The sequence below is a fragment of the Nonomuraea phyllanthi genome, from assembly GCF_006334985.2.
Classification (GTDB): Bacteria; Actinomycetota; Actinomycetes; order Streptosporangiales; family Streptosporangiaceae; genus Nonomuraea; species Nonomuraea phyllanthi.
This window is the reverse complement of the sequence record NZ_VDLX02000003.1, coordinates 215,267-239,471: the sequence shown is the minus strand read 5'-3', so window position 1 is coordinate 239,471 and position 24,205 is coordinate 215,267. Positions and strand designations below refer to the sequence as shown.

The 24,205-nt window shown below is 71.5% G+C and carries 23 protein-coding genes; 16 read left to right on the top strand and 7 right to left on the bottom strand.

Features of this window, described 5'->3' with window-relative positions; genetic code table 11:
* Position 1: 1 nt before the first annotated feature.
* Together FH608_RS10090 and FH608_RS10085 are read right to left on the bottom strand one after the other, a co-directional pair.
* The gene (locus FH608_RS10090; protein WP_139630158.1) at positions 2–1,675 is read right to left on the bottom strand and encodes a thiamine pyrophosphate-binding protein; all 1,674 of its coding nucleotides are present in this window, start codon (positions 1,673–1,675) and stop codon (positions 2–4) included.
* Between the two features lie 88 nt (positions 1,676–1,763).
* The gene (locus FH608_RS10085) at positions 1,764–2,963 is read right to left on the bottom strand and encodes a molybdopterin molybdotransferase MoeA (protein ID WP_226899242.1); all 1,200 of its coding nucleotides are present in this window, start codon (positions 2,961–2,963) and stop codon (positions 1,764–1,766) included.
* Between the two features lie 159 nt (positions 2,964–3,122).
* Between FH608_RS10085 and FH608_RS10080 the strand changes: the two genes are divergently transcribed.
* The 9 genes from FH608_RS10080 (at position 3,123) to FH608_RS10040 (ending at position 12,893) form a co-directional block, all read left to right on the top strand.
* Entirely contained in the window at positions 3,123–4,100 is a 978-nt protein-coding gene (locus FH608_RS10080) for a 2-dehydropantoate 2-reductase (RefSeq protein ID WP_139630156.1), read from the top strand.
* A gap of 38 nt (positions 4,101–4,138) precedes the next feature.
* Positions 4,139–6,040 carry a formate dehydrogenase subunit alpha gene (gene fdhF / locus FH608_RS10075; RefSeq protein WP_139630155.1) on the top strand — a complete coding sequence of 634 codons (1,902 nt, stop codon included), beginning with the start codon at positions 4,139–4,141 and terminating at the stop codon, positions 6,038–6,040.
* Between the two features lie 4 nt (positions 6,041–6,044).
* On the top strand, positions 6,045–7,838 hold the full coding sequence (locus FH608_RS10070) for an NAD(P)H-dependent oxidoreductase subunit E (protein WP_139630154.1): 1,794 nt from the start codon (positions 6,045–6,047) through the stop codon (positions 7,836–7,838).
* A complete protein-coding gene (locus FH608_RS10065; RefSeq protein ID WP_226899316.1) occupies positions 7,838–8,677 on the top strand; it encodes a 2Fe-2S iron-sulfur cluster-binding protein in 840 nt (279 codons plus the stop codon). Before FH608_RS10070 ends, FH608_RS10065 begins: the two co-directional genes overlap by 1 nt.
* Positions 8,670–9,551, top strand: a complete 882-nt coding sequence (gene fdhD, locus FH608_RS10060) for a formate dehydrogenase accessory sulfurtransferase FdhD (protein WP_139630153.1) — start codon at positions 8,670–8,672, stop codon at positions 9,549–9,551. The genes FH608_RS10065 and fdhD overlap by 8 nt, the downstream gene beginning before the upstream one ends.
* A 423-nt stretch (positions 9,552–9,974) precedes the next feature.
* Complete coding sequence (locus FH608_RS10055) at positions 9,975–10,862, top strand: metal ABC transporter substrate-binding protein (RefSeq protein ID WP_226899241.1); 888 nt, start codon at positions 9,975–9,977, stop codon at positions 10,860–10,862.
* On the top strand, positions 10,859–11,638 hold the full coding sequence (locus tag FH608_RS10050) for a metal ABC transporter ATP-binding protein (protein WP_193318328.1): 780 nt from the start codon (positions 10,859–10,861) through the stop codon (positions 11,636–11,638). The genes FH608_RS10055 and FH608_RS10050 overlap by 4 nt, the downstream gene beginning before the upstream one ends.
* A complete protein-coding gene (locus tag FH608_RS10045; protein ID WP_139630420.1) occupies positions 11,638–12,510 on the top strand; it encodes a metal ABC transporter permease in 873 nt (290 codons plus the stop codon). Before FH608_RS10050 ends, FH608_RS10045 begins: the two co-directional genes overlap by 1 nt.
* On the top strand, positions 12,507–12,893 hold the full coding sequence (locus FH608_RS10040) for a Fur family transcriptional regulator (RefSeq protein WP_139630151.1): 387 nt from the start codon (positions 12,507–12,509) through the stop codon (positions 12,891–12,893). The genes FH608_RS10045 and FH608_RS10040 overlap by 4 nt, the downstream gene beginning before the upstream one ends.
* 10 nt (positions 12,894–12,903) lie before the next feature.
* On the opposite strand, the gene FH608_RS10035 is transcribed toward FH608_RS10040, so the two are convergent.
* Entirely contained in the window at positions 12,904–13,809 is a 906-nt protein-coding gene (locus FH608_RS10035) for a DMT family transporter (protein WP_226899240.1), read from the bottom strand.
* Positions 13,810–13,922: 113 nt separating this feature from the next.
* On the opposite strand from FH608_RS10035, the gene FH608_RS10030 reads away from it, so the two are divergent.
* Positions 13,923–14,450, top strand: a complete 528-nt coding sequence (locus FH608_RS10030; RefSeq protein WP_317135555.1) for a CGNR zinc finger domain-containing protein — start codon at positions 13,923–13,925, stop codon at positions 14,448–14,450.
* Between the two features lie 83 nt (positions 14,451–14,533).
* Here FH608_RS10030 and FH608_RS10025 read toward each other — a convergent pair whose 3' ends face one another.
* Positions 14,534–14,932, bottom strand: coding sequence for a YybH family protein (locus tag FH608_RS10025; protein WP_139630149.1), 399 nt, complete (start codon positions 14,930–14,932; stop codon positions 14,534–14,536).
* A 63-nt stretch (positions 14,933–14,995) separates the two neighbouring features.
* Here FH608_RS10025 and FH608_RS10020 point away from each other — a divergent pair, with 63 nt between their 5' ends.
* Positions 14,996–15,370 (top strand): winged helix-turn-helix transcriptional regulator, encoded by a 375-nt coding sequence (locus FH608_RS10020; RefSeq protein ID WP_139630148.1) that lies wholly within the window; start codon positions 14,996–14,998, stop codon positions 15,368–15,370.
* Between the two features lie 198 nt (positions 15,371–15,568).
* The gene (locus FH608_RS10015; protein WP_139630147.1) at positions 15,569–16,414 is read left to right on the top strand and encodes an LLM class flavin-dependent oxidoreductase; all 846 of its coding nucleotides are present in this window, start codon (positions 15,569–15,571) and stop codon (positions 16,412–16,414) included.
* Between the two features lie 58 nt (positions 16,415–16,472).
* Here FH608_RS10015 and FH608_RS10010 read toward each other — a convergent pair whose 3' ends face one another.
* From FH608_RS10010 to recO, 3 genes are all read right to left on the bottom strand, one after another.
* The gene (locus tag FH608_RS10010) at positions 16,473–17,243 is read right to left on the bottom strand and encodes a phosphotransferase family protein (protein WP_139630146.1); all 771 of its coding nucleotides are present in this window, start codon (positions 17,241–17,243) and stop codon (positions 16,473–16,475) included.
* A 61-nt stretch (positions 17,244–17,304) separates the two neighbouring features.
* A complete protein-coding gene (locus tag FH608_RS10005) occupies positions 17,305–18,078 on the bottom strand; it encodes an isoprenyl transferase (protein ID WP_139630145.1) in 774 nt (257 codons plus the stop codon).
* Positions 18,075–18,809, bottom strand: a complete 735-nt coding sequence (recO, locus tag FH608_RS10000) for a DNA repair protein RecO (protein WP_139630144.1) — start codon at positions 18,807–18,809, stop codon at positions 18,075–18,077. Before recO ends, FH608_RS10005 begins: the two co-directional genes overlap by 4 nt.
* Before the next feature lie 140 nt (positions 18,810–18,949).
* On the opposite strand from recO, the gene FH608_RS53780 reads away from it, so the two are divergent.
* From FH608_RS53780 to FH608_RS09980, 4 genes are all read left to right on the top strand, one after another.
* On the top strand, positions 18,950–20,494 hold the full coding sequence (locus FH608_RS53780) for a CDP-alcohol phosphatidyltransferase family protein (protein WP_139630143.1): 1,545 nt from the start codon (positions 18,950–18,952) through the stop codon (positions 20,492–20,494).
* On the top strand, positions 20,491–21,210 hold the full coding sequence (locus tag FH608_RS53775; RefSeq protein ID WP_139630142.1) for a DUF5941 domain-containing protein: 720 nt from the start codon (positions 20,491–20,493) through the stop codon (positions 21,208–21,210). The genes FH608_RS53780 and FH608_RS53775 overlap by 4 nt, the downstream gene beginning before the upstream one ends.
* A gap of 316 nt (positions 21,211–21,526) precedes the next feature.
* Positions 21,527–22,933 (top strand): glycoside hydrolase family 16 protein, encoded by a 1,407-nt coding sequence (locus tag FH608_RS09985; RefSeq protein ID WP_139630141.1) that lies wholly within the window; start codon positions 21,527–21,529, stop codon positions 22,931–22,933.
* Between the two features lie 134 nt (positions 22,934–23,067).
* Complete coding sequence (locus tag FH608_RS09980; RefSeq protein WP_139630140.1) at positions 23,068–24,192, top strand: RNA-guided endonuclease InsQ/TnpB family protein; 1,125 nt, start codon at positions 23,068–23,070, stop codon at positions 24,190–24,192.
* Positions 24,193–24,205: the final 13 nt, after the last annotated feature.

Genomic DNA, 24,205 nt, shown 5'->3' with positions numbered 1-24,205 from the left:
CTCACTTGTACATCGTCTGGTTCATGGTCCCGGGGGCGTAGACCTCTGGATCGACCCACACGTTGATCAGCGAGGGCTTGCCCGACTCCCTGGCCCGCTCCAGCGCGGGGCGGATCTCGGCCGGGTCGCGCACCTCCTCGCCGTAACCGCCGAGCAGCTTGGCGAACTCGCCGTAGCGGATGTCGCCGAGGGTGTTGCCGACGCGGGCGCGGTCCTGGCCGTACTTGGCGGCCTGGCCGTACCGGATCTGGTTCATGGACGAGTTGTTGCCGACGACGCCGATGAACGGCAGGTCGAAGCGGACCATGGTCTCGAAGTCCCAGCCGGTCAGGCTGAAGGCGCCGTCGCCGAAGAGGCAGAGCACCTCCTTGTCGCGCCGCGCCTGCTTGGCGGCCATCGCGAAGGCCATGCCGACGCCGAGCGTGCCGAGCGGTCCCGGGTCCATCCAGTGGCCGGGCGACTTGGGCTGGACCACCTGGCCGGAGAAGGTGACGATGTCGCCGCCGTCGCCGATGTAGATGGTGTCCTCGGTGAGGAACTCGTTGATCTCGTGGACCAGCCGGTACGGGTCGATCGGCTGGGCGTCGGAGAGCTGGCGGGGCAGGCGCTTCTCGTACGCCTGCGTCTCGACCGCGCGCAGCTCGTCCATCCACGCCTTGCGCTTGGTGGTGGCGTTCTCGATCCGGCCGCTGGCGGCCTGGAGGGCCGCCGCGAGCACGAGGCCGGCGTCGCCCACGATGCCGAGGTCGATGTCGCGGTTCTTGCCGACGGTGCGGTAGTCGAGGTCGATCTGGACGACGGTGGCGGTCGGCGACAGGCGCTTGCCGTAGCCCATCCGGAAGTCGAACGGGGTGCCGACGATGATGATCAGGTCGGCGTTGGTGAAGGCGTACCTGCGGCTGAGCTGGAAGTGGTGCGGGTCGCCGGGCGGGAGCGTGCCGCGGCCCGAGCCGTTCATGTACGCGGGCACGTTGAGGCCGCGGACGAAGTCGATCGCGGCGTCGGTGGCCCGGCAGGTCCACACCTGGTTCCCGAGCAGGATGCACGGCTTCTCCGCGTGCGCCAGCAGGTCCGCCAGCCGCTCGATCGCCTCGGGGTCGCCCATCTGGCGGGTGGAGGCGCGGTAGCGGCCCGGCTCGGGGATGCGCGCCTTCTCCAGCGGCACCTTCGCGTCGAGCACGTCGCGCGGGATCTCCAGGAACGACGGCCCCGGCGCGCCGTGGTAGCACTCGCGGAAGGCCATCGACACGATGTCGGCCACCCGCTCCGTGCTGGGCACTGTGGCCGCGAACTTGGTGATCGGGGTCATCATGTCCACGTGCGGCAGGTCCTGCAGGGAGCCCATCTTGTGCTGGCTCAGCGCTCCCTGGCCGCCGATGAGCAACATCGGGCTCTCCGCGCGGAAGGCGTTGGCCACGCCGGTCACCGCGTCGGTCGTGCCCGGTCCCGCGGTGACCACCGCGCAGCCGGGCTTGCCGGTGATGCGGGCGTAACCGTCGGCCGCGTGCGCGGCCACCTGCTCGTGGCGTACGTCGATGACCTCGATGCCCTCATCGACACAGCCGTCGTAGATATCGATGATGTGGCCGCCGCAGAGCGTGTAGATCACTTCCACGCCCTCGGCCTTCAGTGCCTTGGCTACGAGATGACCGCCAGAGATCGTTTCCGACATCATGCCGTCCTTCCAAGCTCTCGGAGCTCGCTGTCTTCCGCATACTGCATACCGTATGACCGCAATGGTTACTCCCTCGCGTTCGGCCTGTCTAGCCCCCAGGGGGCAACTCGATCAGCTCGACCTGTTCTCCGGACCACCCCGCAGGCACCACTGCCAGGGCTTCGGCCAGCGCCGCTCCCCACAGCGAACCCGGCCGGTCGTGCCCCACGGGAACCGCTCCCCGGCTCGATCTCCGCACCGGCACCAGCCGGGTGTTCCTCGGGTGCGTCCGCACCGGGCCCGCCAGTGCGGACATCTCCTTGCGCGCGGCCGTCCCGGCCAGCTCGCGCAGGATGGGCGCGAGCAGGGTGAGCGAGGCGGCCAGCGCCGCGAACGGGTTGCCCGGCAGGCCCACGACGAGCGGGCCGCCGGGCAGCCGGGCCAGGAGCTGCGGGTGCCCGGGGCGTACGGCGACGCCGTCGACGAGCACGTCGGCGCCCAGGTCGCCGAGCACGGCCCGCAGGTGGTCGGCCGGCCCCTTGGACGACGCGCCGCACACGACGACCACGTCGACCACCGCTGTGGCGGCCAGGGCGGCGCGGAGCGCGCCCGGGCCGTCCGGGAGCCGGTCCGTGCCGGCCATCCGGCCGCCGGCCCACTCCACGAGGCCGGGCAGGAACGGGCCGATGGCGTCGCGGACCCGGCCGGGCGCCGGGATCCCCTCGTGCACCACCTCGTCGCCGGTGACCAGCACCGCGACGCGCGGACGGGGCCGTACCAGCAGCTCGTCGTGGCCCAGCGCGGCGGCCAGCCCGAGCGCCACCGGGGTCACCACCGCGCCCGCCCCGAGCACGACCGCGCCCTCGGCGATGTCCTCACCGCGCCGCCGGATGTGCCGCCCGGCCTCCGCCGGGCCGTCCACCCACAGCGCGCCCGCCCGCATCGCTTCCGGACCGTCCACCCGCACCGGGTCCGCCCACACCGGGTGGGCGGCCGCCTGCTCGTACGGCAGGACCGCCGACGTCCCCGCCGGCACCGGCGCGCCCGTGGCGATCTCGACCGCCTCGCCGGGCTCCAGGGCCGGCCCGTGGCAGGCGCCGCCGGCCAGGACGCGCCCCGCCACCCGCCAGGGACCGGCCCCGGCCACCGCGTAGCCGTCCATCGCCGAGACGTCCACCCCGGGCACCGCCACCAGCGCCGTCAGCGGCTCGGCCAGCCGACATCCGAGCGCCTCCGCGAGCGGCACCGGCGCGGCCCTCAGAGGCCGCGCCGAGCTCGCCGCCAGGGACCGCGCCGAGGCCCATGACATCGATTCCACCACTGGTTCATGCCGCAAAACGGTCATAGGCCCACTCCTTGACCCGCGTTTTTCCATACTGTATACCGAATGCACGATACCCCGCGCTCAGCGGGTTGTCGCAGGTAGCGGATTCCGCACCTACAATCCGACGCGAGAACGGAGCGCAGCATGAAAGTCGCTGTTCTTGGCGCCGGCGCCATCGGCGCATACGTGGGGGCCGCCCTCCACAGGGCGGGAGTCGAGGTGCACCTCATCGCCAGAGGCGAGCACCTGCGGGCGATACGCCACGCCGGTGTGCGGGTGCTCACCCCCAGGGGCGACTTCACCGCCCATCCCCATGCCACCGACGACCCCACCGAGGTCGGGCCGGTGGACCACGTCTTCCTGGGCCTCAAGGCGAACAGCTACGCCTCCGCGGGCCCCATGATCAAGCCGTTGCTGCACGAGACCACGAGCATCATCGCCGCGCAGAACGGCATCCCGTGGTGGTACTTCCACGGGCTCAAGGGCCCCCACGAGGGCTACCGCATCGAGAGCGTCGACCCGGGCGGCGCGGTCACGGCCGCGCTGCCCCTTCACCGTGCCATCGGCTGCGTCGTGTACGCCGCCACCGAGATCGAAGAACCAGGCGTCATCCGTCACCTCGAAGGCACCCGCTTCTCCATCGGCGAGCCGGACGGCAAGATGAGTATGCGGTGCACCGCCTTCAGCGAGGCCGCTGTCGCGGGCGGGCTGAAGTGTCCGGTGGAGCGCGACCTGCGGCGCGACGTCTGGATCAAACTCATGGGAAACATCGCCTTCAACCCGATCAGCGCGCTGGCCAGGGCGACCATGGCCGGCATCTGCCGCCACGACGGCGCCAGGGAGCTGGTCGTGGCCATGATGCGCGAGACCGTCGAGGTGGCCAGGCGGGTCGGCTGCGACCCCGGCATCTCGATCGAGCGCCGCCTGCGGGGCGCCGAGAAGGCGGGCGAGCACAAGACCTCCACGCTCCAGGACCTGGAGAAGGGCAAGCCGCTGGAGCTCGACGTGCTGCTCGCGGCGGTGGTCGAGCTGGCCGACCTGACCGGCGCCGAGGTGCCGACGCTGCGCGCGATCCACGCGGTCAGCGACCTCCTCAACGCGAACCTTGTCCGGGCAGGCTAGACACGAATACCGTAGCCTGTATACAGAATGGAGGGATCATGAGCTATGACCGCCTGACCCATCCACTGGTGCGCGAGAACGGCGTGCTACGCAGAGCGACCTGGGACGAGGCGCTCGAGCGGGCGGCGGAGGGCTTCCGCCGCAATATCGCCAAGAACGGCCCCGACAGCTTCTGCATGCTGGCGTGTGCCCGCTCCACCAATGAGATGAACTACGTCGGACAGAAGTTCACCCGGGTGGTGGTGGGCACCAACAATGTGGACTCCTGCAACCGCACCTGTCACGCGCCGAGCGTGGCCGGATTGTCGGCCGTGTTCGGCAGTGGTGGCGGCACCTCCTCCTACCAGGAGGTGGAGGATACCGATGTGATCGTGATGTGGGGTTCGGCGGCCCGCAACGCCCATCCCATCTTCTTCCAGCACGTGCTGAAGGCCATCCACAACGGCGCCCGGATGTTCGCCGTGGACCCGCGGCGCACCGGCACCGCCCAGTGGGCGCACCTGTGGCTCGGGCTCAACGTGGGCACGGACATCCCGCTCGCCCACGCGGTGGCCAGGGAGATCATCCACGCGGGGCTGCACAACGAGGCCTTCATCGAGCGGGCCACCGTCGGGTTCGAGGAGTTCAAGGAGTCCGTCGAGCCGTGGACGCTGACGGCCGCCGAGCAGGTCACCGGCGTGCCCGCGGACGCCATCCGCGAGCTGGCCCACGCCTACGCCCGCGCCGACCGCGCCCAGCTGTGCTGGACCCTCGGCATCACCGAGCACCACAACGCGACGGACAACGTACGGGCCCTGATCAACCTGGCCCTGCTCACCGGCCACGTCGGCCGCTACGGCTCCGGCCTGTCGCCGCTGCGCGGCCAGAACAACGTGCAGGGCGGCGGCGACATGGGCGCCATCCCCAACCGCCTGCCGGGCTTCCAGGACCTCCTCGACCCCGAGATCAGGACCCGGTTCGAGACCGCCTGGGGCAAGCCGCTCCAGCCCCGCTACGGCTACAACCTCACCGAGATGCTGGAGGCGATGGGCGAAGGCAAGGTGACAACCTGCTACCTCATCGGTGAGAATCCCGTGCAGTCGGAGGCCGACTCGCTGTCCTGCATCAAGCGCCTGTCCATGCTCGATCACCTGGTCGTGCAGGACATCTTCCTCACCAAGACCGCCCAGATGGCCGACGTCGTGCTGCCCGCCAGCGCGGCCTGGTGCGAGGCGGACGGCACGTTCACCAACAGCGAGCGCCGCGTCCAGCGGGTGCGCAAGGCCCTGGAGCCACCGGGCGAGGCACGCGACGACATCTGGATCATGTGCGAGATCGCCCGCCGGCTCGGCCACGACTGGCACTACGACGGCGCCGAGGAGGTCTGGGACGAGCTGCGCGCCCTGTCGCCGCAGCACGCCGGCATGACCTACCAGCGGCTCGCCGACCTGCAGGGCATCCAGTGGCCCTGCCCGTCCGAGGACTCCGTCGAGCCCCCCTACCTGCACCACAGGCTGTGGGAGACCGACCCGGTCAAGAGGGGCACGCCGGCGCCGTTCGCGGTGCTGCGCCACTCGCCGCCGGTGGACCTGCTGGACGAGGAATACCCGCTGCGCCTGACCACCGGGCGGCGGCTCGACTCGTACAACACGGGCGTGCAGTCCTCCGGCTTCGCCTCCCCCCTGCGGCGCGGCGAGACGGTGGAGATGAGCCCCGAGGACGCCGAGCGCCTCGGCCTCGTCGCCGGCGAGGAGGTGCGGATCAGCTCGCGGCGCGGGTCCGTGACCGCGCCCGTGTTCATCGACCCCGCCCTGCGGCCGGGGCTGGTGTTCATGACCTTCCACTTCCCCGACGAGGTGGACACCAACGCCCTGACCATCGAGGCCACCGACCCCATCGCGGGCACGGCCGAGTTCAAGGCGGCAGCCGTACGTGTCGAGAAGCTCGTGAAGGCCGGGTGATCTGATGGATCTGAGGTTCCGCGGCGCTGAGCCGTCCGAGGAAGAGCGCGCGGCCGTCGACGCCCTGCTCGGGCCGCCGGCCACCGCCTGGGAGGGCGGCACCCGCACCGAGACCGACCTGCGGATCGCCGCCCGCTCCGAGTCGCAGCGCGACCTGCTGCTACCCGCGCTGCACGCGGTCAACGACCGGGTGGGCTGGATCAGCGAGGGCGCGCTCGAATACATCTGCCGCCGCCTCACCGTGCCGCCCGCCGAGGCGTACGGCGTGGCCACGTTCTACTCGCTGTTCTCCATGGAGCCGCGGCCCAAGCGCGTGCTGCACGTCTGCACCGACCTGGCCTGCCAGGCCAAGGGCGGCGAGGCCGTACGCAGGCGGGTGGAGGAGGCGCTCGGCCCGCAGGGCACGTCCTGGCACGAGAGCCCGTGCCTGGGCCTGTGCGAGCGGGCCCCCGCCGCGCTCGCCCTGGAGGCGGGCACGCCGCCCACGGCCAGGGTGTACGCCCCGGCCGACGCCGAGACGATCGCCGCCGCCCCCAGCCCCAACGGCCACACCCCCAACCTGGACGTCGCGGGCGACGCGCCGGTCAAGGACGCCGTGCCGCAGGCCGGGAAGGACGGGCTGCTGCTGCTCAGGCGGGTCGGCACGACCGATCCGGGCAGTCTGGACGACTACCGCGCGAACGGCGGCTACACCGCGCTCCGGCGGGCGTTCGAGCTGGGTCCGGCCGGGGTGATCAGGGAGGTGCTGGAGTCCGGGCTGGTCGGCCGGGGCGGCGCCGCCTTCCCGACCGGCCGCAAGTGGGACGCCACCGCGCGCCAGCCCGACCACCCCCACTACCTGGTCTGCAACGCCGACGAGAGCGAGCCGGGCACGTTCAAGGACCGGGTCATCATGGAGGGCGACCCGTACGCGCTGGTGGAGGCGATGACGATCGCCGCCTACGCCACCGGCTGCGCCAAGGGCTACCTCTACATCAGGGGCGAGTACCCCCGCGCCACCGCGCGCCTCCAGCACGCCATCGCGACCGCCCGCTCGCGCGGCCTCCTCGGCGAGAACATCCTCGGCAAGGGTCTCTCGTTCGACATCGAGCTGCGCCGGGGCGCGGGCGCCTACATCTGCGGCGAGGAGACCGCGATCTTCAACTCCATCGAGGGGCAGCGCGGCGAGCCGCGCAGCAAGCCGCCCTTCCCCGTGGAGAAAGGGCTGTTCGGCAAGCCGACCGTGGTCAACAACGTCGAGACGCTGGTCAACGTGCTGCCGATCCTGGAGCGCGGCGCCCAGGCGTACGCGGCGGCAGAGCCCAAGCTCTTCTGCGTCTCGGGCGCGGTCGAGCGGCCCGGCGTGTACGAGCTGACGTTCGGCGCCACCCTGCGCGAGCTGGTGGAGCTGGCCGGCACCACCGGCACGACCAGGGCGGTGCTGCTGGGCGGCGCGGCCGGCGCGTTCGTCACCGACCTCGACATCCCGCTCACCTTCGAGGGCACCAGGAACGCGGGGGCCACCCTCGGCTCCGGCGTGGTGCTCGTCATCGACGACACCGTGGACATGAAACGCCTGCTGCTGCGCATCGCGGAGTTCTTCCGCGACGAGTCCTGCGGGCAGTGCGTGCCCTGCCGGGTGGGTACCGTACGCCAGGAGGAGGCGCTGCACCGGCTCTCGAGCCGGGTCGACCAGGACGATCTCGTGCTGCTGCGCGAGGTCGGGCAGACCATGCGCGACGCCTCCATCTGCGGCCTGGGACAGACCGCCTGGAACGCCGTCGAATCCGCCATCGATCGTCTGGGAGTGTTCAAGTGATTCCGCTGCAGCCGCCCCGGCGGCTCATCGACGTCCAGATCGACGGCGAGGACGTGCGCGTGCCGGAGGGCTCGACGATCCTCGACGCCTGCCAGGCGGCCGGGAAGGACATCCCGACCCTCTGCTACGGCGACACGCTGACCCCGAAGAACGCCTGCCGGGTCTGCGTCGTGGAGGTGGAGGGCGCCAGGACGCTGGCGCCCGCCTGCTCCAGGAAGGCCGAGGCGGGCATGAAGGTCGGCACCGACACCGAGCGGGCCAGGCAGAGCCGCAAGGTGGTGCTGGAGCTGCTCGGCTCCTCCGTCGACATGTCGACCACGCCGCGCGCCGCCGAGTGGGTGGAGGAGTACGGCGCCGACCCGGCCAGGTTCGGCGACGACGCGGCCACGGTGGAGCAGCCCGCCAAGGTCGACAACGACCTCTACGTCCGCGACTACAGCAAGTGCATCCTGTGCTACAAGTGCGTGGACGCCTGCGGCGACCAGTGGCAGAACACCTTCGCCATCGGCGTCGCGGGCCGCGGCTTCGACGCGACGATCTCCACGGAGTTCGACGCCCCGCTCACCGACTCGGCCTGCGTCTACTGCGGCAACTGCGTCGAGGTGTGCCCGACGGGCGCGCTGTCGTTCAAGACCGAGTTCGACATGCGGGCCGAGGGCACCTGGGACGAGTCCCGCCAGACGGAGACCACGACGATCTGCAGCTACTGCGGGGTCGGCTGCAACCTGACCCTGCACGTGCAGGACAACAAGATCGTCAAGGTGACCTCGCCGCACGACAACCCCGTGACGAAGGGCAACCTGTGCGTCAAGGGGCGCTTCGGGTTCGGCTATGTCTAGGGTCGCCGTCAAGAAGCGCATCCTGCGGGTCAAGGACGCGGCCCGCGTCAGCCGGGTCGACTCGCTGGCCGCCGAGGAGCCGCTGGAGATCCGCCTCGACGGCACCCCGCTGACGGTCACCATGCGCACGCCGGGCGACGACTTCGACCTGGCGGCCGGGTTCCTCGTCAGCGAGGGCGCCGTGGGCTCGCCGGACGACATCGCCACGATCCGCTACTGCGCGGGCGCGACGGTGGACGGCGGCAACACCTACAACGTCCTCGACGTACGGCTGGCGCCCGGCGTCGAGGCGCCCGCCCCGCGCAACTTCTACACCACGTCGTCCTGCGGTGTCTGCGGCAAGGCGTCGCTGGAGGCGGTGCGCACCGTGGCTCGCTGGAGCGCCGGCGACGACCCGGTCGAGCTGGCGCAGTCCGTCGTCGTCACCCTCCCGGACCGGCTGCGTGCGGCCCAGCGGGTGTTCGACAGGACCGGGGGCCTGCACGCGGCCGGCCTGTTCACGGCCGACGGCGAGCCGCTGTGCGTGCGCGAGGACGTGGGCCGGCACAACGCGGTGGACAAGCTGCTCGGCTGGGCCCTGCGCGAGGGCCGGCTGCCGCTGCGCGGCACCGTCCTGATGGTGTCGGGGCGGGCCTCGTTCGAGCTGGTGCAGAAGGCCGTCATGGGCGGGATCCCGGCGCTCACCGCCGTCTCGGCTCCGTCGTCGCTCGCGGTCGAACTGGCCGCCGAGGAAGGGCTGACGCTCATCGGGTTCCTGCGCGGCACCTCGATGAACGTCTACACGGGCGAGCGGCGGCTGACCTCGCCGGAGCGGCCCTCAGACGTCACCCCGGGCGCCGGCTACGGCTCAGCCGGCGTGCGTTCGACGGGGTGATGATGGGATGCCGCAGGTGACGTGCCCCGTCACCTGCGGCGGGTCGACGATGGCGGCCCACCGGACGGCGCTCCTGGCCCCCAGCCGCCGTCCGGCATCCCCGCTCCCCCCCCTGCTCATGGCCTCCACTCCGCGGAGGCGGGCTCGATCGCCCTTGATGCCGCCGCCTTCCCCCGCTCTGGTCGCTACGCTCCCGCCGCTCCTCCAGGCGTCGGCAGCTCCCCCCTGCTCATGGCCTCCACTCCGCGGAGGCACGCTCGATCGCCCTTGATGCCGCCGCCTTCCCCCGCTCTGGTCGCTACGCTCCCGCCGCTCCTCCAGGCGTCGGCAGCTCTCTCGCTTCGAGGATTTTGACAACCATTTTCATTTTGGCGCATACTGACTCGCATGATGTCAGGATTTTCCCGGTCGTACGCTGTCGGATTGCTGGCCGGAGCCGCCCTTCTCACCACCGCCGCCTGTGGATCCGGCACGTCCGGGGCCACCGCGGCGGACGGCAAGCCCGCGGTGGTCGCCGCGTTCTATCCGCTCCAATGGCTGACCGAGCAGGTGGCGGGATCCGACGCGCACGTGACGGGCCTGACCGCGCCCGGCGTGGAGCCGCACGACCTGGAGCTGGGCATCCAGCAGGTGACCGAGATCAAGGACGCCGCGCTCGCCGTCTACATCAAGGGCGTCCAGCCCGCCGTGGACGACGCGGTGGAGCAGGACAGGAGCTTCGACGCCGCGACGGCCGTCAAGACCATCCCGATGGGCGAGCACGAGGAGGAGGGCGGCGAGGAGGCTCACGAGCACGAGGTCTCCTACGACCCGCACCTCTGGCTCGACCCGTCCCGCCTGGCCACCGTCGCCACCGCGCTGGGCGAGCGGCTGGCCACCGCCGACCCGGCGCACGCGCAGGCGTACAAGGACCGCGCCGCCAAGACGGCGGGCGAGCTCGGCACCCTCGACCAGGAGTTCGCCAAGGGGCTGGGCACGTGCCGCAGCAAGACGCTGGTGACCGGCCACGAGGCGTTCGGCTACCTGGCCGATCGCTACGGGCTCAAGCAGGTGGGCATCACGCTCGACCCGGAGATGGAGCCGTCGCCCGCGCGCATCTCCGAGGTGGCCAAGCTCGCCAAGAGCGAGGGCGTGACCACGATCTTCACCGAGACCCTGGTCAGCCCCAAGGTGGCCGAGGTGCTCGCGAACGAGGTCGGCGCGAAGACGGCCGTGCTCGACCCGCTGGAGAGCAAGCCCTCCGGCGACTACCTGTCGGCCATGCGCGATAACCTCAAAACCCTGCAAACAGCACTGGGGTGTACGACATGAGCGAAACGGCCTTCGCCATGACCGATGGCCGGGTCTCCTTCGATGGCAAGCCCGTCCTTCGGGGCGTCGATCTGACCGTCTGCCCGGGGGAGGTCGTCGCCCTCCTGGGATCCAACGGCTCGGGCAAGTCGACGCTGGTCCGCGCCCTGCTCGGCCTCACGCCGCTGTCCGGCGGTACCACGCTGGTGTACGGCTCGCCGCCGGGCCGGTTCCGCGACTGGTGGCGCATCGGATACGTGCCGCAGCGGCTGTCGGTCGGGGGTGGCGTGCCCGCCACCGTGCGGGAGGTCGTGGCCTCGGGGCGCATCGCCCGGCAGCGCCGGCTGCGCAGGACCAGCCAGGCCGACCGGGCCGCCGTGGCCCGCGCGCTGGAGGCCGTCCGGCTGGCCGACCGCGCGAACGACCCCGTCCAGTCGCTGTCCGGCGGTCAGCAGCAGCGGGTGCTCATCGCGCGGGCGCTGGCCGGCGAGCCGGACACGTACGTGATGGACGAGCCCACGGCCGGCGTGGACGCCGAGACGCAGCAGCTGCTCGCCGACACGCTGTCCGGGCTGGTACTCGACGGGAAGACGGTGGTTCTGGTGGCGCACGAGCTCGGCCCGCTGGAGCCGGTCATCACGCGCGGCGTGGTGATCCGCGAGGGCCGCGTCGCCCACGACGGCCGCCCGCCGCGCCCGGAGGGCGAGTGCGCCCGTCCCGGCCACGAGCACCAGCACCCGCACGCCGACGCCCCGCCCGTGGGCCCGCTGGCCGGCCTCCAGGAGGGATCGCTGTGATCGTGGACCTGCTGCAGGAGCGGCTCTTCCAGCTCGCGCTGATCGCGGCGCTGCTGGTGGGGCTCTGCGCGCCCGCCGTCGGCACGTTCATCGTCCAGCGCAGGCTGGCGCTGCTCGGCGACGGCATCGGCCACGTGGCGCTGACCGGCGTGGCCCTGGGCTTCCTGACGGGCACCGCCCCCGTGCTCACCGCCGTGATCGTCTCGCTCGCCGGGGCGGTCGCCATCGAGCTGGTCAGGGCGCGCGGGCGCACCAGCGGCGACGTGGCGCTGGCCCTGCTGTTCTACGGCGGCATCGCGGGCGGCGTCATGCTCATGGGCGTCGCGCCGGGGGGCAGCAACGCCAAGCTGAACTCGTACCTGTTCGGCGCCATCGCCAGCGTCACCCCCGAGGACATCTGGGTCATCGCCGGGCTCGCCGTCGCCGTGATCGCGGTGGTGCTGATCTTCGGCAGGGAGCTGTTCGTGCTCTGCCAGGACGAGGAGATGGCCAGGGCCAGCGGCCTGCCCGTGCGCTTCCTCAGCCTGCTGATCGCGGTCACGGCCGCGCTGACCGTGGTGATCGCCATGCGCGTCGTCGGCCTGCTGCTGGTCAGCGCGCTGATGGTGATCCCGGTGGCCACCAGCCAGCAGCTCACCCGCGGCTTCCGCACGACGATGGGGCTGGCCATGCTGTTCGGCGTGCTCGCCTCGGTGGGCGGCCTGCTGGCCTCCACCTACTCGCCCAAGGTTCCTCCTGGGGCGGCGATCGTGCTTCTTGCGCTCGCCGGCTTCGTCCTGGCCCTCGGTATCGGTAGATTCGTACGGCGAGGCCGTACCCAGGAGTCGACAGTGAGCGAGCGACCACAGATGCGTGTGGAGGAGGTCGCATGACGACGAGGCGCGATGCCGTGCACGACACCCTCCGCCAGAGCGAGGGCTTCCGCAGCGCGCAGGACGTCTATGCCGAGATGCGCCTGCACGGGGCGAAGATCGGCCTGACCACCGTCTACCGCGCCCTGCAGGCCCTGGCCGACGGCGGCCAGGTCGACGTGCTGCGCACCGACGACGGCGAGTCGGTCTACCGCGCGTGCGCCACCGACACCCACCACCACCACCTGGTCTGCCGCCGCTGCGGCCGCACGGTGGAGGTGGCCGGGCCCGCCGTCGAGCGGTGGGCCGAGGCGGTGGGCAGCGAGCACGGCTTCACCGAGATCACCCACACGGTGGAGGTCTTCGGCACCTGCGCCTCCTGCTCCCCCGCCAGGGTCGGCTGAGCCTCCAGGTTCAGCCGGGAAGCACCTGCTCCGCCTCCTCCTCCCGGGAGGGCCTGCGACGCCCGCCGGGGGACGGTCCGCGGCTGCGGGAGCCGTACAGGACACCGAGGACGATCACCGCGCATCCGGCGAGTTGCAGCGCCGAGGGGCGCTCGCCGAGCGCCACCGCCGACAGCGCCACCGTCGTCATGGGCTGCACCAGCAGCAGCAGCGCCGTGAGCGCCGCGGGCTGGCGCGGCAGCGAGTACGTGATCAGGGACCAGCCCAGCACCTGCGGCCCCAGCGCGAGCACCAGCAGCCACCCGTGCGCCGGCCACTCGGGCACCAGGTCGGCGCCGCCGAAGACGGGGCTGAGCAGCGCGATGGCCACGGTCGCGACCACGGTGGCGTGCGCCAGCGGCCCGGCGCTCCGCCCGGGACCGGCCTTCATCAGCAGCAGGAACGCCGCGTAGGAGACCGACGTGGCGACCCCGGCCAGCACGCCCATCACGGGGTCGCGCCCGTACGCGGCGCTGTCGAACACCCCGGAGATGAGCACCACCCCGGCGAACACCACCGGCGTGGCCACCATCAGCCGCGTGGCCGGCCGCTCCTTGAACACCGCCCACGCCGCGAACGCCACCAGGAACACCTGCAGGTTCCCCAGCACCGTGGCCAGGCCCGCGCCCACGTAGTCGATCGCGTGGTGCCAGAACAGCAGGTCGAACGCGAACACCACGCCCGCCGCCCAGGCCGGCACCAGCGCCCTGAGCGGCATCGGCCCCAGCCTGCGCCGCTCCAGCCAGGCCAGCACGAGCATGGGCGGGACGGCGTACGCACAACGGAACAAGGCGGACGTCGCGGGCGATACCTCCGAGAGCCGGACCAGGGGACCGGACGTGGAAATGATCAGCGCACCGGCGATCGCGATCAGCACGATACGACGATGTGCACTCACGGAAACCCCCGGACGCCCATGCAGGAGATACAGTGCGACAACGCTAGAACCCGGCGCGTACAGGAGTCAACATGCCGTTTGGCCATGACATGGTGCATTCTTTGGCGACCGTTGTCGAGCTGGTCAACACCTCACCGTCCACCGGCGGGGACGAGGGCCTGGCCGGCCTGGCCGAATTGCAGGCGTTCGTGGAGTCCCGCCAGATCAGCGGCGTCACCAAACTGACCGCCCGCGACCTGGGCCAGGTGCGCATCGTGCGCGAGGCGTTCCACCGCGTCTTCACCTCCACCGACCCGGCCGCGGCGGTCCGCACCCTCAACGGCCTGCTGTCGGAGACCCGGATCACGCCCCGCCTGACGGAGCACGACGGCCACCCGCTGCACGTCCACTACTTCGCCGCCGACGCCACCCTGGCGGAGCACGTGGCGGCCGACTGCGGGGTGGCCCTGGCCCATCTGCTGGTGGAGGGCGAGGCCGAACGCCTGCGCACCTGCTCGGCCCCCGACTGCGACCGCGTCTTCGTCGACGAGTCGCGCAACCGGTCCCGGGTGTACTGCGACAGCCGCACATGCGGCAACCGCATGCACGTGGCCGCCTACCGCGCCAGACGCCGCGCCTGAACGTCCGCGGACGACCCGCTTCCGCACGACGGAAGCTCGCGCCCTGCGGCTGTAGGCCCCCGATGGCAGCGGAAGCCGCGCGCTCAGTCCGCCGGTCCCGGGCGCTCCACGCCGAACGGGTTGTCGATGACGTACCGCCAGTACCCGTCCTCGCCGCGGCGGGCCACGTCGGTGGCCGTGCCCTCGATGTGCACCGCACGGCCGTCATGGTCCATCCCGTCGATGTTCCAGTCCACGATCAGCAGGGCGATGTCCCCGGCGGTGTAGACGTGGCGCGGCCGGACCGTGATCGGCGCTCCGAGGCTCATGAACTCTCCGTTGGCGGCCTCGGCCTGGGTGCCGGTCAGCGGCGAACCGGGCTCGGGCACGAAGACGGCCCCGCTCTCGTACACCTCCGCCACGGCCGCCCGGTCGCCGCCGTTGAAGCGGTCGGCGAACACCGCGGGCACGTCCTCGGCACGGTCGGCGAGCTGTCCCATCATCAACGCACATCCCTTCGAAAGGGTAGAAATCAGTCAGACGCGGCAACGGTAGGAGGCGCCTTCGTGACTCACCAAACGGATGGGGACGTGCCGGGGCTGCCCAGCGGTCCCCTCGCGAACGTCGCGGCGCCCGACCCGGACTGCCCGGTCGAGATCGCGCTCGACGCCCTGCGCGGCCGGTGGACGACCCTGGTGGTCCGCGAGCTGCTGCGGGGCGAGCGCACCTTCACCGAGCTCCGCCGGGCGCTGCCCGAGCTGTCGGACAAGGTGCTGGCGGATCGGCTGGCGCACCTCACCCGGGTCGGCGTCCTCGACCGCGACCGGCAGCGCGGCTGGCCGCCCCGCACCCGCTACCGGCTGACCGCGCACGGGCGCCGCCTCGGCCCCGTCCTGCAGGCGCTCTGGGATTGGGGCGCGGAGCTCGACCCCCTCCGCTGACGCCTGAGGGCCGGTTGTCGCGGTGCCGCGGCCCCGGGCCGCCGGTTTGCTCGCCTGAGCGGCGCGCCCCTAGAGTGGGGGCACTCTGATCAGGAGCTCCCCTGAAGTGCGCCGCAGAACGGGAGCCCTGCCTCCCCCGTCGCGGGAGGTCCTGGAGGGGCGGCATCGATTCCGCATGCCCTTCACGGAGGTACGTTCATGAACGTCGGTCTCGGCCTGCCCATCAGCGACCCCGCGGCGCTGCTCGACTGGGCCCGCCGCGCTGATGCCGGCCCCTTCACCACCATCGCTCTCCTCGACCGGCTGGTCTACGACAACCCCGAGCCGCTGGTCGCCCTGGCGGTCCTGGCCGGGGCCACCACGCGCGTACGCGTACAGACGGAGGTGCTGCTCGCGCCGCTCCGCGAGCCCGCCCTGCTGGCCAAGCAGGCCGCGACGCTGGACCGGATGTCCGGCGGCCGGCTGGTGCTGGGGATCGGCGTCGGGGGCCGCGAGGACGACCACGTCGCCGCCGGCACCGACCTCAGGACCCGGGGCCGGCGGCTGGACGGGCAGCTGGCCGTCATGCGGCGGCTGTGGTCCGGCGAGCCGTACGGTGACGGCGCCGGCCCGGTCGGGCCGCTCCCCGCCCGTCCCGGCGGCCCCGAGCTGCTCTTCGGCGGGTTCCAGCCGGCCGCGCTCGCGCGGGTCGCGCGCTGGGGGGACGGGTTCCTCGCCGCCGCCCCGCCGTCCTGGGCGGGCGGCCTCATCGAGACCGTCCACCGGCGCTGGAAGGAGGCGGGACGCTCCGGCTCGCCCCGCATCGTCACCCAGGTCAACGTCGCGCTCGGCCCTGAGGAGGTCGTGTCGGACGCCCGTACGGCCATGGGCGCCTATTACGCGTTCACCGGCCGGGCCGAGCGGATGGTCGAGGGCCTGCTCACCACGCCAGAGGAGATCCGGCGGGCCATCGGCCAGTACGCGGACCTCGGCGCGGACGAGGTGATGCTCTACTGCCACGGCGCCGACCCCGGACAGGTCGACCGCCTCGCCGACGTCGTCTGATCTTCCTGTCATCGCGCCTCTCCGGGAGGGCTGGACGTCCGCCCCTCCCGGTGGGGCACTACAGCAGGGCCAGCATCCGGACCGCCTGCTCGGACCGGACCTCCCCCTTGGTGCGCAGCAGCCAGTACATCGCCATCAGCCGCCGGCACTCCGTCAGCCTGGCGGCCTCCTCGGCGGTCAGTTCCAGCCGTTCCAGTACGGCGGTCATCCCGTGCCGGTCGTTCTCCCAGACGGCGATGTGCTCGCCGATCTCGGCCAGCTCGAACGCGCGGTCGCTGCGCCCGGAGTACTCGAAGTCGACGACCCGGACCCGCGTCCCGTCCCACAGGTAGTTGGCCAGGTTCCCGTCTCCGGTGCCGAACACCGGGGTGCCCGGCCGCGCGAGCACCCGCTCCAGGCCGGGCCGCGCCACCCACGCCGAGGCCGCGCGAAGGGCCTCGGCGATCGTGGGATCCCCGTCGAGGGGCGCGGCGGGCGCGGCCCACCCGCGTACCTGCTCCAGCAGCTCGACCGGGTGCCCGGCCCGTGGCGGGACCTGCTCCAGCGCCCGGCGCGGGATGCCGTGCTGCACGCGGGTGACGGCCTCGGCGAGGGCGTCCACCAGCCTGCCGGCGATCTTCCCGCGCACGGCGTCCCCGCCGAGGCGGGACATCACCACGACGGGCGGGTCGGCCTCCAGATCGGCGCTCACCGGCGCGGGAGCCAGGCCCGGCGCGTACGCGTCGAGCAGCCCCAGGGCCCGCCACTCGCGCCCGGGCTCGTCGTGGCCGGACGACCGGTAGCGCTTGACCACCACGTCGGACCGCACCTCGATGGCATGGCCGCCCATCCGCCCTCCGATCTCGCGGGATGGTCCGCCATCCTAGATCATCCCGTCGGGGCCGGGGCGGTCAGACCGGATTGGGCAGCGCCCCGCCGTACCGCCGGTCGCGCTTGGCGAAGATCTCGCACGCCTCCCACAGGTCCCTGCGGTCGAAGTCGGGCCAGAGCCGGTCGAGGAAGACCATCTCGGCGTAGGCCGACTGCCACAGCAGGAAGTTCGAGAAGCGCTGCTCCCCCGACGAGCGCACGAACAGGTCCACCTCGGGGATCTCCGGCTCGTCGAGGTAGCGGGCGAACATCTTCTCGTTGACCTTCGACGGCTTGACCCGGCCGGCCGCGATGTCCTCGGCCAGCTTGACCGCCGCGTCGACGATCTCGGCCTGCCCGCCGTAGTTGACGCAGAACTGCAACGTCAGCTTCCGGTTGCCGACCGTCATCTCCTCGGCGGTCCGCAGCTCGGAGATGACGCTCTTCCACAGCCGGCCGGGCCTGCCGGCCCACCGGACGCGCACGCCCATGGCGTTGAGCTCGTCGCGCCGCCGCCTGATCACGTCACGGTTGAACCCCATGAGGAAGCGCACCTCGTCGGGCGAGCGCTTCCAGTTCTCCGTGGAGAAGGCGTACGCGCTGAGATAGGGGATGCCCAGCTCGAGCGCTCCCTCGATGACGTCGAACAGCGAGGACTCGCCCGCCTTGTGGCCCTCGGTGCGGGGCAGGCCCCGGGCCTTGGCCCAGCGGCCGTTGCCGTCCATGATGATGGCGACGTGCCGGGGCACCAGATCGCGCGGGATCGGCGGCGGCGTCGCGCCCGACGGATGCGGGGACGGTGGTCGTACGTTCACACGGGCTCCCTTTCGACGTGTCGGAGAGAGCGTATTCCGTGTTCGAGGTGCCACTGCAGATAGGCGGCCACGAGCCCGCTGCACTCGCTGCGATGGCGCGGCTCGGAGGCGTCGGCGGCGGCCCAGTCGCCGCGCAGCAGCGCCGTCATCAGCCCGATCGTCTCTCCCGCCGGCACGGCGGCGCCGGCCGGCCGGCACGCCCCGCACACCACTCCCCCGGACACGATGGCGAACGCCCTGATCGCCGGTGCGCGGCACTTGGCGCACGCGTCGAGCGCGGGGGCGTAGCCGGCCACGGCCAGGGAGCGCAGGAAGTAGGCGTCCAGCACCAGCCTGGCCTCGTGGCCGCGGTCGGCGAGCGTGCGCAGCCCGCCCACCAGCAGCAGGAACTGCCGCAGCGCGGGCTCCTTCTCCCCGTGCGTCAGCCGGTCGGCGGTCTCCAGCATCGCGCTGCCCGCGGTGTAGCGGGGGTAGTCGGCGGCCAGCACCTCGCCGTAGGGCCTGATGGTCTCCGCCTGCGTGACGACGTCGAGCGTGCGCCCGGTGTGCAGCTGCAGGTCGACGTGCGTGAACGGCTCCAGCCTGGCCCCGAAGCGGGACGTCGTGCGGCGCACGCCCTTCGCCACGGCCCGGATCTTGCCGGTGCGCTTGGCCAGGATGGTGACGATGCGGTCGGCCTCACCGAGCTTCTGTGTGCGTAGAACTACGCCTTCGTCACGGTAGAGACTCACTCGGACATCTTACGGCCGGACCGGACCGTTGTTACGGGCATGCTCTGATGACGCGACTTTACGTCACCATCATTAGACTTTGACGTCTGTCCCCGCATTACCCGTTGTACAACCCCCCGACACCGCTGCGAAAGGGAGTCATGACCCGCGTGGTCCTGCTGGGCGCTTCGCCCGGCCCCGACACCTCTCCGACCGGCCTGAGGCTGGCCGCGCTACCTGGCAATCCCACCGTGGCCGAGCGACTGCGCAGCCAGCTCGCGTCCCTGGATCCGCGATTCGCCACGATCGAGTCAGGCGACGTGGCCACCGCGCTGCACGCCCTGGCCGACGTCGCCGAGTCCGCGACGGAGAGCCTGTTCATCATTCCGGAGAACTCCGTCGTCCACGACGAGTTGATCTACCAGATCACCAAGACCAAGCGTGGCGCCCTGGCGCTGGTCGCCAAACGGCCGCGCCCGGAGGTGACGGAGGAGGAACAGCAGCAGGAAGAGGAGGAGGACGACACAGGTCCGGACGAATACGTCCCGATTGACGAGGCCGAGCCCGAGATCGGCCTCGAACGTGTGGAAGGTCTGCCCCTGCGCGCGCGCATCGGCAAGTCGGGGCGCGTGGTGTCCGTCGGCACCGCGCACCACGCCGTGACCAGGCCCAACGCGATCCTCCTCGGCCCGCTGCACGTCAGCGCGCGCAACGCGCCGACGCTGGCCCAGACCTGCCGTGACCTGGCCGCGATGGCCTCGACCTTCGGCGAGGACGACGACCTGGTGCAGCTCATCGTCTTCGGCCTGGTCCGCAACGGCGTGTCGGTCGGCATCAGGGGCCGGCGCGACCTGTTCTACCGCCGGGTGACGACCCAGGAGGAGGTGAACGAGGCCGGCGCCGAGATCATCGGCATCGACGAGGACCGCGCGAGGCTCAACAACGCGGTCAAGGGCGCCGACGGCTTCTTCACCACATTCTTCGTCTCCACATACTCGCGCTTCATCGCCCGCTGGGCGGCGCGGCGCGGCCTCACGCCCAACCAGGTGACGCTGATCTCGATCACGCTGGGCGTGGCCGCGGCCGCCTGCTTCGCCACGGGCGACAGGCCCTGGATGGTGCTGGGCGGCGTGCTGATCTACTTCGCGTTCGTGTTCGACTGCGTGGACGGTCAGGTCGCCCGGTACGCCCGCAAGTTCGGCGTGCTGGGGGCATGGCTGGACGCCACGTTCGACCGGTTCAAGGAGTACGTGGTCTTCGCCGGCCTGGCGGTCGGCTGGGTCGTCTCCGGCAACGGCGACGACATCTGGATCCTCGCCCTCGCCGCGATCGGCCTGCAGACCACCCGCCACCTGCTCGACTTCTCCTTCGGCATCTCCAACCGCCGCAAGCCCCCCTCCCCGCTGCCCACGATCGCCCTCGACGCGCCGGACGACCGTGAGCTGCGCCAGAAGCTCACCCGCCGCAAGGTGGAGCGCAGCCAGGGCCTGCGCGGCGTGCTCAAGATGTGGACCAAGGCCGGCAGGTTCCGGGCCGTCCACTGGGCGCGCAAGATGATCGTGTTCCCCATCGGCGAGCGGTTCGCGGCCATCGCGATCACCGCCGCCCTCTTCGACGCCCGCATCACCTTCATCACGCTGGTGATCTGGGGCTCCGTCGCCGCCGCCTACACCCTCACCGGACGCCTCATGAGGTCCCTCGTATGATCACTCAACCGCAGGCCATGGCCACCCCCACGCCGGACCCCGACGAGGAACGCCGCCGCATCCAGACCGCCCGCCTGCTCGCCTACCGCGACGACGGCCCGCTCACCCACGCGCTGGCGGGCAAGCTCGGCCGGGGCCTTCCGCCCGTGCCGGCCACGCTCGTCGCTCTCCTCGCCGTCGTCGCCTTCGTGGTCACCGGCGCGCTCACCCCCGGCCCCGCCATGCTGCTCCCGGTCGCGACCACGGTGCTGCTCGTGCTGCCGACCGCGCCGCGCGACCACCTGGGCCGTTTCGACTGGCTGACGCCGCCGCTGCTGCGCGCCACCGAACTCCTCGCCATCGTCGCGATCGGCCTCGCGGCCGGGGCGCCCAAGTGGCTGCTGTTCGTGCTGGTCTACGTGGTCGGCTACCACACGTACGACACCGTCTACCGGACGCGGCAGAGCATCTGGCCGCCCGCGTGGGTGTTCCACGCGGGGCTGGGCTGGGAGCTGCGGCTGCTGATCATCGGTGTCGGCGCGGCGCTCGACCGTCTGACGCCCGTGCTGGCGGTGCTGACGGCGTACCTCTTCGTGCTGTTCGCGGTGGAGAGCGTGACCAGCTGGGTGCGCCTCGACAAGGCCTCCGCCCAGGCGAGCGCCGACTCCGAGCAGGACCTGGAGGCGTCCCCGGAGGAGCAGCTCGAACAGGCCACCGGCGAGGCCGACCAGAATTGACGCATTGCGGCGCCGTACTTCCTGTGCGGCGCCGCTCTCTTTTCACCCCCACCCATCTCGTACGGCTGCGCCCCCGGACCGCCACCCCCGCACGGGGCTGAGGGCCCTCCAGGAGACGCTCACTGACCCTTCACCGGCGCGCCGCCGTGACGCCGCACGGTGGGCCGGTTACGGGGTCACGCCGAGCCGCCCGCGTCCGCTTAGAGAGCGCTGTCCCATACCCAAAACGGGCCATTGACAGGCTTTAAGCGCCGTGTTGACATCGTTGTGAGAGCGCTCTCTCACGTCCACGCCTCCTCACCCCCCTGGAGCGACGATGACAACAGCCAACCGGCACCGGCGCCGTCTGGCGGCGGTGGCCGTGGTGCTCGTGGCGCTCAGCGGCCTGCTCGTCAAGGTGGCCGTCAGCGCCTCGGCCTCCGTGCCGCCCACCCCATCGGGCTGGTCGCTGGTCTGGTCGGACGACTTCAACGGCACCGCGAACACGCTTCCCTCATCGACCAACTGGATCATCGACACCGGGCACGCGTACCCGGGCGGCCCCGGCAACTGGGGCACCGGCGAGATCCAGAACTACACCTCCAGCACCTCCAACCTCAGCCTCGACGGCGGCGGCAACCTGCGGATCACGCCGCGCCGCAGCGGGTCCGGCGAGTGGACCTCGGCCCGCATCGAGACCAGGCGGGCCGACTTCAAGCCTGCCGACGGCCGCGTCCTGCGCATCGAGGGCCGGATCCAGATGCCGAACGTGACCGGGAACGCCGCCCTGGGCTACTGGCCGGCGTTCTGGGCGCTCGGCGCCCCGTACCGGGGGAACTACTGGAACTGGCCGGGCATCGGCGAGTTCGACATCATGGAGAACGTCAACGGCATCAACTCCGTCTGGGGCGTCCTCCACTGCGGCGTCAGCCCGGGCGGGCCGTGCCAGGAGACGACCGGCCTCGGCGCCAACCGCGCCTGCCCCGGCTCGACGTGCCAGTCGGCGTTCCACACCTACCGCTTCGAGTGGGACCGCGCCGCGAGCCCCAACCAGCTGCGCTGGTACGTGGACGGCCAGCAGTTCCACAGCGTCAGCCAGGCCCAGCTCGACGCCACCACCTGGAACAACATGACCGGCCACGGCGGCTACTTCCTGCTGCTGAACGTGGCGATGGGCGGCGCGTTCCCGAACGCGCTCGGCGGCCAGACGCCCACGGCGGCGACCGTGCCGGACCGGCCCATGCTGGTCGACTACGTGGCGGTGTGGCAGAGCGGCGGCGGCTCCGACCCGACCGATCCCCCGGACGACCCGACGGATCCTCCGGGTGGCGTGGACGCGCGCTCCACCATCCAGGCGGAGCGGTACCAGGCGCAGTCGGGCACCATCACCGAGACCACCACTGACTCGGGCGGCGGCCAGAACGTCGGCGCGATCGCCAACGGCGACTGGCTGCGCTTCGACGGGGTGGACTTCGGCACGCAGGCCGCCCACCAGTTCAAGGCCAGGGTGGCGTCCGGGGCCGGCGGCGGGGTGAGCGGGCTGGTGCAGGTCCGGCTCGACAGCCGCACGGCCGCGCCCATCGGCGACTTCGCGATCGCCAACACGGGCGGGTGGCAGAGCTGGCGGACCGTCCCGGCCAACATCTCGGCCGTGACCGGGACGCACACGGTCTACCTGACCTTCAGCAGCGGCCAGCCCGCCGACTTCGTCAACGTCAACTGGTTCACCTTCTCGACCAGCTGAAGCCATTGGAAGAGCCCCGTCCGTCCCGGGCGGGGCTCCTTCAGCTAGGTCAAGCGAGGAACGCTGGCTCTTCAGGGCCGGGAGGAATCGCCTACGGTCTGCGCACATGTTCGACGTGCAATAAACTTCACAGCGTGAAATTCGTTGTGCAAGTGAGGCTGTTCCCCACGCCCGCCCAGGAGGCGGCGCTGGCGGACACCCTGCGCCTGTGCAACGCAGCCGCGAACCTGGTCTCTCGTACCGCGTGGGAGACCAAGGTGTTCCGCAACTACGACCTGCGGCTGCACACCTACGGCGAGTTGAAGAGCATGGGCCTGTCTGCCCAGCCCGCCCAGCATGTGATCAAAAAGGTCGCCGACGCCTACACGACCGTGAAAGCTCAAGTGAAGGCCGGGATACGTCAACCACTGGAGAAGCCGATCGGATTCCGCAAGGACGCCGCGCAGCCGTTCGATGACCGGTGTCTGTCCTGGCAGATCCCCGACCGCACCGTCTCCATCTGGACGACCGACGGCCGGGCGAAAGGCGTCCGGTTCGGCTGCTCCGACCCCCAGGCCCGCGCGCTGGCCGCCTACCGCAAAGGCGAGTCCGACCTCGTGCACCGCGATGGCCTGTGGCTGCTGATCGCCACTTGCGACGTGCCCGACACCGACGTCACCGACCCGGACGGCTTCCTCGGCGTGGATCTCGGCATCGCCAACATCGCCACCACCGACGACGGCACCCGCCACGCCGGGAATGCGCTGAACGCGGTCCGGCACCGCAACCGGGAGCTGCGTCGCCGGTTGCAGGCCAAGCGCACCAAGTCCGCCAAGCGACTGCTCAAGCGCCGCCGCCGCGCGGAGGCCCGGTATGCCCGGGACGTCAACCATGTGATCTCGAAAAGCATCGTGACCGAGGCTGCACGCACCTCGCGCGGCATCGCCCTGGAAGACCTGGGCGGCATCCGCGAGAGGGTACGGCTCCGCAAGCCCCAGCGGGTCACGCTGCACTCGTGGGCGTTCGCCCAGCTTGGCCAGTTCATCGCCTACAAGGCCGCCCGCGCCGGGGTCGCGGTGGTTTACATTGACCCTCGTTACACCTCGCAGGGGTGCAGCACGTGCGGCCACATCGACAAGAAGAACCGGCCGGACCAGGAAACGTTCTGCTGTACGTCGTGCGGCTTCGCTGAGCACGCCGATGTCAACGCAGCCCGCAACATCGCCTCGCGCGGTGCTGTGGGCTGGGCAGTGAGTCACGCTGCCGACGACGCGGCCTGAACCGTGCACGCCA